10 protein-coding genes are annotated in these 12,928 nt (G+C 46.4%); 2 read left to right on the forward strand and 8 right to left on the reverse strand.

Annotated elements, in window-relative coordinates:
• Window positions 1–109 precede the first annotated feature (109 nt).
• From HZA10_00240 to HZA10_00275, 8 genes are all read right to left on the reverse strand, one after another.
• Entirely contained in the window at window positions 110–2,188 is a 2,079-nt protein-coding gene (locus tag HZA10_00240) for a sodium-translocating pyrophosphatase (protein MBI5194730.1), read from the reverse strand.
• A 221-nt stretch (window positions 2,189–2,409) separates the two neighbouring features.
• The gene (gene qmoC, locus HZA10_00245; protein ID MBI5194731.1) at window positions 2,410–3,528 is read right to left on the reverse strand and encodes a quinone-interacting membrane-bound oxidoreductase complex subunit QmoC; all 1,119 of its coding nucleotides are present in this window, start codon (window positions 3,526–3,528) and stop codon (window positions 2,410–2,412) included.
• Window positions 3,529–3,662: 134 nt separating this feature from the next.
• Window positions 3,663–5,888, reverse strand: coding sequence for a hydrogenase iron-sulfur subunit (locus HZA10_00250; protein ID MBI5194732.1), 2,226 nt, complete (start codon window positions 5,886–5,888; stop codon window positions 3,663–3,665).
• A 2-nt stretch (window positions 5,889–5,890) separates the two neighbouring features.
• Window positions 5,891–7,150, reverse strand: coding sequence for a CoB--CoM heterodisulfide reductase iron-sulfur subunit A family protein (locus HZA10_00255; GenBank protein MBI5194733.1), 1,260 nt, complete (start codon window positions 7,148–7,150; stop codon window positions 5,891–5,893).
• Between the two features lie 237 nt (window positions 7,151–7,387).
• Window positions 7,388–9,391, reverse strand: a complete 2,004-nt coding sequence (locus HZA10_00260; GenBank protein MBI5194734.1) for an adenylyl-sulfate reductase subunit alpha — start codon at window positions 9,389–9,391, stop codon at window positions 7,388–7,390.
• Window positions 9,392–9,411: 20 nt separating this feature from the next.
• Entirely contained in the window at window positions 9,412–9,831 is a 420-nt protein-coding gene (aprB, locus tag HZA10_00265; GenBank protein ID MBI5194735.1) for an adenylyl-sulfate reductase subunit beta, read from the reverse strand.
• Between the two features lie 123 nt (window positions 9,832–9,954).
• On the reverse strand, window positions 9,955–11,172 hold the full coding sequence (gene sat / locus HZA10_00270) for a sulfate adenylyltransferase (protein MBI5194736.1): 1,218 nt from the start codon (window positions 11,170–11,172) through the stop codon (window positions 9,955–9,957).
• 97 nt (window positions 11,173–11,269) lie between these two features.
• Complete coding sequence (locus HZA10_00275) at window positions 11,270–11,914, reverse strand: adenylate kinase (GenBank protein ID MBI5194737.1); 645 nt, start codon at window positions 11,912–11,914, stop codon at window positions 11,270–11,272.
• 212 nt (window positions 11,915–12,126) lie between these two features.
• On the opposite strand from HZA10_00275, the gene HZA10_00280 reads away from it, so the two are divergent.
• Together HZA10_00280 and HZA10_00285 are read left to right on the forward strand one after the other, a co-directional pair.
• Window positions 12,127–12,477 carry a hypothetical protein gene (locus tag HZA10_00280; protein ID MBI5194738.1) on the forward strand — a complete coding sequence of 117 codons (351 nt, stop codon included), beginning with the start codon at window positions 12,127–12,129 and terminating at the stop codon, window positions 12,475–12,477.
• A gap of 3 nt (window positions 12,478–12,480) precedes the next feature.
• The gene (locus HZA10_00285) at window positions 12,481–12,912 is read left to right on the forward strand and encodes an ATP-binding protein (GenBank protein ID MBI5194739.1); all 432 of its coding nucleotides are present in this window, start codon (window positions 12,481–12,483) and stop codon (window positions 12,910–12,912) included.
• Window positions 12,913–12,928 lie beyond the last annotated feature (16 nt).

A 12,928-nucleotide genomic window follows, 5' to 3' on the forward strand; every position in this document is an offset into this window, starting at 1 on the left:
ATTCCCCTCGCCCCTATCCTTCCTCTATATTTATGAAGAAAGAATTTTCTGTTTTCATTTCGCCCCGTATCAAATTCAGGGCCGTTACGTCTCACTTCTTACGTCTTACTTATAATAACGGCACAATCAGCAGAGCTACGATGTTGATGACCTTAATCATTGGGTTAATCGCAGGACCTGCCGTATCTTTGTACGGGTCGCCGACGGTATCGCCTGTAACTGAGGCTTTGTGTCCATCGCTCCCCTTCTTATGCATGACGCCTTTGTCGTCGGTAACGCCGTCTTCAAAGGATTTCTTGGCATTGTCCCATGCGCCGCCGCCGCTTGTCATGGCAATCGCCTGGAAGAGTCCGGTTAAGATACTTCCGATAAGAACGCCTCCGAGGGCTTCCCTGCCGAGGAGAAGACCTACTGCAATTGGCACTACAACCGGGATAAGAGCAGGAACCATCATCTGCTTGATAGCGCCTTTTGTAACGATGTCAACGCACTTGCCGTATTCCGGCTTTGCCTTATATTCCATAATGCCGGGAATCTCCCTGAACTGTCTTCTGACTTCTTCAACAATGCTGCCTGCTGCCTTTCCAACGGCCTCCATAAGGAGTGAGCCGAAATAATAAGGAAGCAGTCCTCCGATGAAAAGACCTGCCAAAACCATCGGGTTAGAAAGATCAAATGATAGGGCTTCGCTGAACGACCTTGAATACTCTGCAAAAAGGACCAGTGCCGCAAGACCTGCCGAGCCGATTGCATAACCCTTTGTAACAGCCTTTGTTGTGTTTCCGACTGCATCCAACGGGTCTGTGATATTACGGATTTCTTCAGGCAGTCCTGACATTTCTGCAATACCGCCTGCATTGTCCGTTATCGGTCCGTATGAGTCAATTGCAACAACAATGCCTGTCATTGAAAGCATTGATACTGCTGACAGGGCAATAGCAAAAAGACCGCCTGCTGCATCACCGGCAAATCCACCGCCTAAAGAATATGCGCCTAAGATTGAGGCAACAATAACTACAACAGGCGCACCGGTTGACTTCATGCTGACCGCAAGGCCTGCTATCACGTTTGTGCCGTGACCGGTCAGGCTGGCCTTGGCAATGTGCTTCACAGGGCCATACTCCTTAGCAGTGAAGTACTCGGTTATGGCCACGATTAGACCCGTTAATGCGAGGCCGATAAGCGCCATAAGAAACACGTTCATCTGTGTAAATGAAGGATGCTCAACTAATGAAGCCTGCACGGATGCGCCTTCCAGAAATTTGCCCGTAACAAAATAAAAGGTTACTGCCGCAAGGATGCCTGCAACTGCAAGACCCTTATAAAGGGCGCCCATGATATACTGGTTCTTACCGAGCTTTACTGCAAAGGTCCCTATAATGGAAGCAATTATAGATATTCCGCCAAGGAGCATCGGGAATTCCACCCATGCGCTGTCAGCGCCAAAAACTGTCCTGGCCAGAAGCATTGCTGCAACGAGCGTAACCGTGTATGTTTCATAAAGGTCGGCTGCCATGCCTGCGCAGTCGCCTACGTTGTCTCCAACATTGTCGGCGATAACTGCCGGATTTCTCGGGTCATCCTCAGGAATTCCTGCTTCAACTTTTCCGACAAGGTCAGCGCCTACGTCAGCAGCCTTTGTATAAATACCGCCTGCGATACGGGCGAACACGCTCATGAGCGAGCATCCAAAGCCGAGCCCCACAAGCGCATGGAAGGCCTGTTCAGGGGCGGACTGCTTTGCTATTGTATAAAAACACGCAAGACCTATAATCCCAAGACCAACGACCATGACACCAGTCACTGACCCGCCCTTAAAGGCAAGACCGAGCGCAGCTTGAAGCCCCCTGCTCGCAGCCTGTGTGGTGCGGACGTTTGCCCTGACAGTGACCCACATACCCACATAGCCCGCAAGCGCCGAACCTACCGTTCCAATCATGAAACCGATAGCCGGCCATATGCCGAGCTGCGGTATTGCAGCAATGGCCACCACCAGAACAACGGCAACCATAGCAACAGTTTTATACTCACGTGCAAGAAACGCATATGCGCCCTCTTTGACTGCATTAGAGATTTCCTGCATCTTGGTGCTTCCCGCATCCTGCTTTGATACCCATGCTGCGGTTACGAGGGCGTATACAACACCCAGCGCGCCGCAGAGTAAGGCAAAAAGAATAGTTGTACTCATTTAGCTCCTCCTTTTTATTGGTTTCAATTTAAAAAATTACATTTATGTAAATGTTTTTTGCCGTTTGTGTCCTTGCGGCTTGTCCGCAATCCTTTTATTTTTTCGTTGTCATTCTGGCTTGTCCAGAATCCTTTCCAAGAAAGATTCCGAATCCCGAAGCATCGGGAGAATGACATTTCCGGCAAGCGAAAATGACAACTATAATAAGAACTACTCATTTGCTATTTCTTCTCTCTTCCTGAATATTTTGCATAGCAAATCGCCGCCGCCCTGTAAAATATATGGGCAAGTTTTGAGTATGGAAGATAAAGAAAAAGTGAAAACACAAAAACAAGGTGTATAAAATAAACCGGATACGCAAGGCCTGCCATGCCTGCAAGTCTTGTGGCCCATGACAGGATACCGGAGGCCATGATTACTCCAATTATTGTCAGCAGAAGCCAGTCAAAATAGCTTCCAATACCTGATTTATCAACATGCTTAAACCTGTCAATAACCATGAGCAAAACACCGATAAAAAGCCCTATCGCGCCGATTAGCCCAAAGATTTTAACAGGCGTGCCGTAACCGAATGCGAAAGGAGACTCCTTATGCAGAATATCAATATAAAGAACCCCGAAACCTGTAGCAATTGCAAGGGCCATGAAACTATAAAACACCATAAAGTGCGCTGAAAATCTGCTCCTGTCCACAACACAGTCTTTGAATTTTTTCTGGCTCAGAATTTCTTTAGCCGTTTCAATTATGCCTGACTTCAAATCGCCCGATGTTACGCCTCCTGCCTGCTTCATGTCTTTCCAGAACTTTTTCAAGCCGAGAACGCCGACAGCAATTCCAAATAGCAGCGCGGGAGTAAAGACAAACTGAAGAAAGCGGATTGAGGCGAATTTTGAAAATACAATCTCGCCGTCCGGTATATTAAACGTTCCCGCTGCTGAAAGTATCACTCCAAGCAGCACGGCAGGGAGAAGGAAGATAAGCCATACAAGATTCTTGTTACCAACCATTTTTGACAGAAACGCCGGTTTTGAATACATCTGAATGCCCTGCTTCCTGATTGCGCCTAAAACCTCTCCGGGTTTTGCGCCTCTCGGGCAGTATGCGGTGCAGTCGTTGCACTGATGACAGAGCCAGACATCGGGGTTGCCGATGAATTTTTCTTTCAGCCCCCACTGCGCCCAGACCATTTCTTTTCTGGGAAATGGTTTGTCATCCGGCGTCACATTGCACACAACCGTGCAAGTTGCGCACTGGAAACATTTTTTCAGGGACTCTCCGCCGCCTTCAATAACCCCTTTTACAAAATCAAGATCAGGCTTTATAACCGTTGCTGATGACATTTAATACCTCCCAATAATAGGGTTCTATGATTCAAGGATTCGTGGGTTCAAGTGATTAAAATTCATAACACATTACGAATTACGGTTTTAAAATCCTTGACTCCTTGACTCCTTGACCGCTTGAATCCTGTTTTTTATAATTCCTTAAACGGATTGGGACCAATTTCTTCAACCCTCTCAACAAAGGTGTTTATCATTTCAGGGAGCTTGTCGTATTCTGATATGGAGACCTGCACAAGCTGGCATCTGTCGGATTCAAGCTGAAGCTTGTCAAGCGTCTCCTTAACCTTGCTGAAGCGGTAGTTTGCAAGCTCGCTGCCTTTTACAAAATGGCACTGATAATTTTCGCCGTACTTACAGCCTAAAAGCATCAGTCCGTCAATTCCTTTTGAAAATGCATCGGTAACCCACACCAGATTGGTTGAACCGAGGCATCTGACAGGGATAATCCTTACCTTCGGATTTAATTTAATGCGTTTTATTGCCGCGCTGTCTAATGCAGGATAGGCGTCATTTTCGCAAGCCAGTACAATAATCCTGAACTCATCCTCATCCACTTCTATGGACTTTATCATTGAACCGACTATATCAACGCTGAAATCCTTGAACGATACAATCCTTTCAGGGCATGCTCCCATACAGGTTCCGCAGCGCCGACAGCGGTTGAGTCTGAAAAATGGAGTGCCTTTTTCATCTTCATCTATTGCGCCGAAAGGACACTCCTCAGTGCATCTCTTACATGACGTGCATTTTATCATAAGAGGGTCAGGGAATGTCACATCCCATGCCCTCGGATGAACTGCCATGCCCTTTGCAACATGCTCAACGCACTGTATTGCCTTTAATGCCGCGCCTGCCGCATCCTCTGCGGCGTCAGCCATAGTCATAGGCTGTCTTACGCACCCTGCCGCATAAATGCCTGTCCTTCTCGTTTCATACTGGAAACAAATAAAACCGGAATCCGCAAACCCGTATGCGCCTTCAAGCGACGGGATTTCAGGACCCTGCCTGTAAGTGAGATTTAAGATGAAATCGGGCTTGGGCGTTGTTTCAATATAAGCATTCTTTGCAATATCGCCTTTCTTTTGCGCCTCGGTAAGTCCGTCAAGATATTCCTGAGGGGCGCGTGTGGCAGGCACAACGCCTGTTGCAAGAACCACAAGGTCTGCCTCAACCTTTATCTTTTCTCCGAGGAGGGTATTGTCTGCCTCAACATAAAGGTTGCCGTTTTCGGCGTCGCTTATGCCCGTTACTTCCGCCTTTGTCAATAAGACGCCCGGGTCGTTCTGCATATTTTTATAAAATATTTCTGTCTGCCCCGGTGTCCTAATATCTTTATAAAAAATCATTGCAATTGCATCGTCATTCTTCTCCCTCACATATTTTGCCTGCTTAAGCGATGCTGCACAGCAGAATGATGAGCAGTACGGAAGGTGGTTTGCGTCCCTTGAACCTGCGCACTGAATAAATGCCACCTTCTTTGCCTCTTTGCCGTCAGACGGACGGGTTATCTTTCCCTTCTTTGCCATTTCTTCCATCTGAATATTTGTAATTACATTAGGATTGCCGTATCCGAGATGAGTAAGTTTTGAGGCGTCATAGGGTTTCCATCCCGCAGCCATGATGACAGCGCCGACCCTCATTGTCTCGCTTGTTCCGTTGGTTCTTATAGTTACATCCAGGAGGCCAGGCTGTCCATCTGTCTTTTCTATAATTGATGATTTATATACTTTAATATTGGCGTGCGACTCCACTTCTTTCATCCTATCAAAAATCTTAGGCTCTTCAAGTTTATCAAACGGCTGCTGTCTCGGCGTTTCTTTATAAAGTTTTGCAGCCCATCCGCCAAGCTCCGCCTCTTTTTCAACAAGCACAACCTGATAACCTGCATTGGCAGCCTCAATCGCCGCAGAGAGTCCCGCACTGCCGCCGCCGATGACAAGGATCGTCTTGCTCAAATCCTGAAGTATGCTGGGCTCAGGTAGATCGCCCTTCTGCGCCTTGATTGCGCCCATTACCATATAATCATCTGCAAGACTCTGCGCATCCGTACTCATAGGTTCGGCAGTCCAGGCAACAAACTCCCTCAGATTGACCCTTTCTGTTATTGTACCGGGGAAATCAAACTCTTCATATTTTACGCGTGGGGAGCATGCGCCGATGATAATTGTATTGGTCCCTTCTTTTATATCATTTTTGATAAGCTCCAGCCCCTCGGTACTGCATAAGACCTGATGCTCTTTTACGGCCTCTGCCGGCACCCTGCCCTTTCCAGAGGTCCTGGCCTTCAGCTTTTCTATGTTTACGGATTCTCCGATGCCACAGCCTTTACAGATATAAACGCCGATTTTTTTCTCCATCTCTATTTTGACCTCCCTGCGACGTGAATGCTTTTCATTGCTACCCCTGTCGCATCCTGAACTGATTTTGCGACATCAACAGGGCTTTTTAAAGTTCCAACCGCATACATGCCTTTTTTCAGTGAAGACGGCACCACAAAACCATCATCAGTGTATGAAATATCAGCATGTATCGCTGAATCCTTTGTTGAAGGCACCATGCCTGCGGCAAGCACGACCATGTCATATTTCTCTGTAATCTTCCTGCCTGCGAGCACATCCTCCACAACCACGCTTACGTCTCCTGTTGCGCTGTCCTCGGTAATCTTTGCAACCTTTCCCTTTGTGAGCGTTACATTCGGGTCGTCCTTGACCTTCCAGTAAAACTGCTCATACCTTCCGGGCGTTCTTATGTCTATGTAAAAAATCCGCGCCTTTGACTCAGGATACTGCTCCCTGATATAAGTCGCCTGCTTTAATGAAGCCATACAGCAGATATATGAACAGTATGGCAGGTGGTTTTCATCCCTTGAGCCTGCACATTGGACAAATGCAATGTTTTTGACCTCCTTGCCGTCAGAGGGTCTCAGAATCTTCCCTGCTGTCGGGCCGTTGGGAGATGCAAGGCGCTCCATCTGCATATTGGTTATCACATTTTTTATCTTTCCCGCTCCGAGATTATCAAGCTTTGACACATCATAGGGGTTCCAGCCTGCCGCAAGGATAATTGAACTGACCTTCAGGCTGATTGTTTCAGGCTTCATGTTTAAATCTATCGCATCATACTTGCACACAGCAATGCATTTTGCGCATGACGCACCCTTGCAGTGCTTTCCGTCTATTGCATATTTAAAAGGAAAGGCCTGATTGTGCGTGATGTATGCCGCCTTTGTCTTATCCATGCCGAAATTGAATTCATTTGGCATTTCAACAGGACAAGCCTCGGCGCAGGCATTGCATCCCACGCACTTGTCGTTTATGAACCGGGGACTGAGTTTTACAGTCACATCATAATTCCCTTCCTGCCCGCAAACCTTCTCAACCTCTGCAAGCGTATAAAAAGAAATGTCCGCATTGTTCTTTATCCTCTTGAAATTAATCTCAAGCCCGCAGTTCGGGGGACACAGCTTTGGAAAATATTTATTTAATTGCGTGACCCTTCCGCCCAAAAACGGGGTTTTCTCTATGATAACTACGTCAGAGCCTGCCTCTGCGGTTTCAACCGCCGCGGTAAGCCCGCTGAATCCTCCGCCTACGACCAGAACTTTTTTCTTTTCTGCCATTTCTTACCTCCTTAAGGCAGTAATAATTCAAACAAAATAAATCCAACCACAGAAAACACCGAGAACATATTCATTGTAAATTTATTCCCGAATTGTCGGGACAAACTTAGCATTTTAAATTTGCATTTTGAAATGATAATTGATAATTTTGCAATAAAAAATAACCTGTGCCCTCTGTGGTTAAATTATTTTTTAAAAAAATATGGGGAGGGCTGTGCCCTCCCCATATAACATCACCTACTTAACCATCTGAACGTATGGTACTTTCTTTAACTCCCATTTGTTAGTCTCTGCATCATACCTGGAGTTTGTAAAGCATTTCCAGTTCGCATCATCAATCTTGTTGTGGTCGCCTCTGTAGTAGTAACCCGGATATCTGGATTCTTCCCTGAAGAGGATATGCCTTGCATGCGCCTCTACCGACAGAATTCTGTGGTAGTTTTCAAAGCACCTTAAGAGCTCATGGAGGTCTTTTGCTGCCATTTTGCATGCATCCTCTTTAAGCATCTCAAGCAGTCTTAAACCTTCCTCAAGCATGGTCTTTGAGGTCATGTACCATGTGGCTACACCGCCAAAGTATTCATCAGAGATCTTCATCAATCTTGCCTGGAGAGCTTTTGGTCCGATATAGTTAGGATTGACGCCTGGTTCGGTTGTATAGGTTTTGTGTTTTTCATAAATCTCAAACGGCATATACAGTTCAGCTGCGATTTCGTCAAGAGACAGTTTTGGTGATGGCTTATAGCTTGCATTATCAAGGATGTAAGCTATTGCAGCCTTTGCCGCCTGCCTGCCTTCTGCATGAGAACCGGATGAGAATTTGTGGCCTGAGGCGCCTACAACGTCGCCTGCCATAAAGAGACCGGGTACGGTAGACATCCTGTTATATCCCCAACTGTAATGTGCCGGTGTGCCGGGAAGATCGCCGGGTCCGCTTACCCAGAATCCCGCGCAGCCTGCGTGTGAACCTAAGAGATACGGCTCTGTCGGCATGATTTCGGAAACAGACTTATCCGGCTCAATATTCTTTGCCGCCCAGAGAGACGCCTGTCCGATAGCCATGTCAAGGAAGTCTTCCCATGCCTCTGCCTCAAGGTGTTTCATTTTCTTGGCGCCTTCTTTGTCGCCAAGTTTCTCTTTAAAGGCTGTGCCTAATGCTGCCATAGCCGCAGGGGTCTGCATAAGGATCGGGCCTCTGCCGTCCTTCATAGCCCGCATCATGAGATGGTTTCTTATAGCCGTGCCGAGACCTTTTGCATAGTCTCCATATCTGGCAACTGCGTCATCAAAATATTCCTTGTCCGCACAGTAATCGTTGCCATAGCTGTCTGTAGCCTTTGCTTTGAAGAACAAGAACCAGGCGCCGACAGGACCATATCCGTCTTTAAATCTTGCAGGTACGAATCTGTTCTCCATTAATGTCAGCTCAGCGCCGGCCTGCATTCCGAAGGCGTATCCTGAACCGCAGCTAAATACCGGGTACCAGGTCCTTCCCATACCTTCACCAACCGACCTCGGCCTGAAGCAGTTGACTGCTCCGGCAGTCGCGCAGATCATTGCCTTTGCCTTGAAGGAGTAAATCTTATTTTCTCTCGTGCTGAATCCTATAGCTGCTGCCACGTTCTTGCCGTTTGTGTCCTTTACGGCCTTCACGATGAAAACCCTTTCAAAATGGTTCTGCGCCATACCGGTTTTTTCACGGTTGGTCTGAAGCGCCTTCTTTGCAGCTTCTGCAACAACAACTTTATAGGATTCGCCATTGATCATTATCTGCCATTTACCTGACCTGACCGGCATGCCGCCGTCCTTCAGTGATGCCTTTCCTGCATCCTTTGCCTGAAATCCGTCAAGCGAAAAACCGTCATCGCCTTTTTTCCAGATAGGAAGCCCCCACTCCTCAAAGAGCTGGACGCTGTCATCAACGTGCCTTCCGAGGTCAAACACCAGGTCTTCTCTGATAATGCCCATAAGGTCGTTTCTGACATATCTTACATAGTCTTCAACTTTGTTCTCACCGATATAGGTATTGATGGCTGACAGACCCATTGCAACCGCGCCGCTTCTGTCTGTTGCGGCTTTGTCAACGAGGACCACCTTCAGTCCCTTTTCATTGGCCCAGCGGCATGCCTCATAAGCTGCGCCGCAGCCGGCCATACCGCCGCCCATGATCAGGAGATCACATTCAACTTCTGTTACTTCGGGTCTCTTACAATATGAAAATGTACAGGTTTCTTTTTCCATTATTTTTTCACCTCCTTAAATTATTCTTTCCTTGCCGGGCTATTAAAAAACCCGGGTTGTTTAATAGTTGAGAAGTCAGGCGCCGGTTTTCCTTTATATGGATCAACGGAACCTTCTACGGTAGTTCTGATGGGGAATTTGAATCTCTTCAGAATTCCATTCCTAAATTTAATTGTCCACATAATGGAGTCAGTGCCTCTCAAAGGGATGGTACTGGAGCCGAGGGGAACGAAGTCTGAATACCCCCTTACTTCTATAGCCTGCTGAGGGCATATTTTTACACAGTTAAAGCACTCCCAGCACTGCTCGGGTTCCTGATTGTAAGCCTTCATCTTTTCTCTGTCCAGGGCCATCAAATCATGAGGACAAATATACTGACATGCAGTCTTATCCTGCGCCTTGCAGCCGTCACATTTTTCTGTGATTACAAAACTTGGCATAATCTAACCTCCTAACTTAAGTTAATTGAGTTTGAAAACTTTTTTATGGTTTTAAAAACCATCTAATACTGCTTCTAACTTCACCCCCTCTCGTTAATTAATAATTGAAAATTGTTAATTGCCTTATTTTATTCCTTCTGAATATTTGTGGGTCTTTATCTCAACCTTCTCTGTCAGACCTGAATAGTATTCCCTTAATATCTCCAGAACCTCAGGACGGCTGAAGTGGTCGGGAACGGTCTCTCCCTCTGAAAGCATCTTCCTTAACTTTGTGCCGCTAAGAAGCATCCTGTCTTCCTTGCCGTGGCAGCAGGTCCTCATTGATGACATGCCGTCGCACTTTGTACAGTAGAACGTCCAGTCTATTTTCAACGGCTTTGTCTCAAGGGCATCCTTTGGTATCTCATCAAATATCTTCTGTGCATCAAACGGACCGTAGTATTCACCGACGCCTGCATGGTCGCGCCCGATAATCTGATGGCTGCAGCCGTAGTTCTGCCTGAACAATGCATGCAGTAATGCCTCGCGGGGTCCTGCATATCTCATGTCAAGCGGATAGCCGGCCTGAATGCTTGTATCCTTTACAAAGTAAAGCTCTGTCAATTTGTCTATCGCCTTTACCCTGACTTCTGCCGGTATATCGCCGGATTTTAATTTTCCCAAAAGCTGATGAATCAGTACGCCGTCGCATGTCTCAATTGCAATCTTTGCAAGATATTCGTGAGACCTGTGCATGGGGTTCCTTAACTGAAGGCATGCAACCGTGCTCCAGCCTTTTGCCTCAAATATTTTTCTGGTCTCAGCAGGCCTCATATAAACTCCCGCAAACTGCTTCGGGAACATTCCCTCGCTTAACACCTTAACCGTGCCGCTTAAGTTTACTTCTTCCTGCCCCATTACCTTTGCCACTCCGGGGTGTTCCATATCAGTCGTCTTAAAGACCTGCTTGCATTCATGCGCCTTGTCTATTTTGTATTTATCCTGAACCTTCATTGTGGCCATAAGTTCGCCGGATTCTTCATCTATAAGGGCTATTTCCTGTCCATTCTTTATGCTGTTAGCCTGTCCCTCCGATGTGGAAAGCGTCACAGGAATAGGCCAGAAAGTTCCGTCTGCCATTTTATAATTATCACAAACACCCTTCCAGTCGTCGTGTCCCATAAAGCCCGTAAGCGGAGTGAATCCTCCGATGCCCATCATTATGAGGTCGCCTGTCTCCCTTGAAGCGGTCCTTACCTCAAGAAGAGTCTTCGCCTTTTTCTTTTCCTCTGCAAGCTCCTGGCCCTCAAGCAAAAGGGGCTTTAATTTTTTTGCTTTGCCGTGCGGATTTACAAGTGACATTTCTCCTCCTTAATATATTTTGGATTTTGTTTATACGTTCAAGGTTCTGTTGTCAACCCATTTAAACAACATTGAACTGTTTGAACTTATTTTTAAGTTATTTTCCCAGCAAACTGCATACCTTATTGAAAATATCATCAATGCCGCCGGTGCCCATTACCGATTTCAGTATTCCGCCTTTTTTGTAATAATCAATCAGCGGCGCAGTCTGGGCCTCGTACACATCAAGCCTTCTTTTTATCGTTTCTTCCTTGTCATCATCCCTCTGGAAAAGCTCTCCCCCGCATTTGTCGCACACTGTGTTCTTTTTGGACGGGGAAAAATATACGTTATACATCTGCTGACAGCCCCTGCAGGTCCTTCTGCCGGTAAGTCTTTTCATGAGGTCGTCTTTTGGGACCTCAACGCTTAAGGCTGAATCAAGAGGCATGTTCAGTTTCTTCAGCATTGCATCAAGCGTCTCGGCCTGCGCGGTATTGCGCGGGAATCCGTCAAGTATAAAACCCTTCTTGCAGTCCGGCTGTTTCAGCCGGTCCTCAATCAGTCCTATGACGACCTTATCCGGCACGAGTTCCCCCTTGTCCATATAAGACTTTGCCTCTTTGCCGAGCGGGGTTCCGTCTGCTACTGCCTTTCTGAGGATATCACCGGTAGATATCTGTGGGATGCCGTATTTCTCAATAAGTTTTTTTGCCTGAGTCCCTTTGCCGGCACCCGGCGCACCTAACAATACAAGTCTCATTCACACCTCCGGAAAAAATATTTTTATATAATCAAAAAAATAGAACGCTGTCTTTTTCACAACAAAACTATTGAATTGCAAGGCAGATTGTTGTGTGGTATTATCTTTCCAATACCAAAAAAAGTAAGTATAATATGATGAAGTGACGGTATTCAGTCAACATAAAAATTTAAATTAAAATATAATCTTTGCTTATAAAAACAGGAAACTACTTGAAATTAAAAGAAATTGCAAGACTGCTTGATGCAGAGGTAATATCAGATTCCGCAGATCTGGATGCTGATATCATGCTGGTATACAGCAGCGACTTAATGAGCGACGTGCTTTTTTTTGCGCCCCCTGACTGCATACTAATTACCGGACTTACACATCCGCATGTGATACGCACTGCCGAGATTACCCGCATAAACGCCATTGTCTTTGTTCAAAACAAAAAACCTGACAGCGAGACTGTTGAACTTGCTAAAAAAAAGAATATCCATTTGCTTGTCACACCGCTGTCCAAATTCGCCGCATGCGGAAGGCTGTACATGAACGGCATACGCGATTGTTCTGAAAAATAACATATGGCTATTTCTCAATCAATAGAAGGAAGTTTTCAGCTTATCGGAGGCAATTTTGACAATGCCGGCGAGGCGTCAATTAAATTGAAGCAGGAGCTTGCGCGTCTTGGATTGAATGAGGAAATCATACGAAGGGTTGCAATCGTGACCTTTGAGGCTGAGATAAATGTAATAATTTACGCCGCGGCCGGCTGGCTTCATTATGCCATCACACTGGAGCAGATAAAAATTAAAGTGGAAGATATGGGGCCCGGCATTGAAAATATTGAACTGGCGATGCAGGAAGGCTATTCCACCGCGCCGGACTGGGTAAGGGAGCTGGGCTGGGGCGCAGGCATGGGGCTTCCGAATATGAAAAAAAACTCGGATGAATTTAAGATTGACTCGGTTGTCGGCGAAGGGACCACGGTTGAGATGGTGATAAATATTAAATAAAGGAATCAGGAGGTGC

The sequence above is a fragment of the Nitrospirota bacterium genome, assembly GCA_016212185.1.
In the GTDB taxonomy this organism is placed as follows: domain Bacteria; phylum Nitrospirota; class Thermodesulfovibrionia; order UBA6902; family DSMQ01; genus JACRGX01.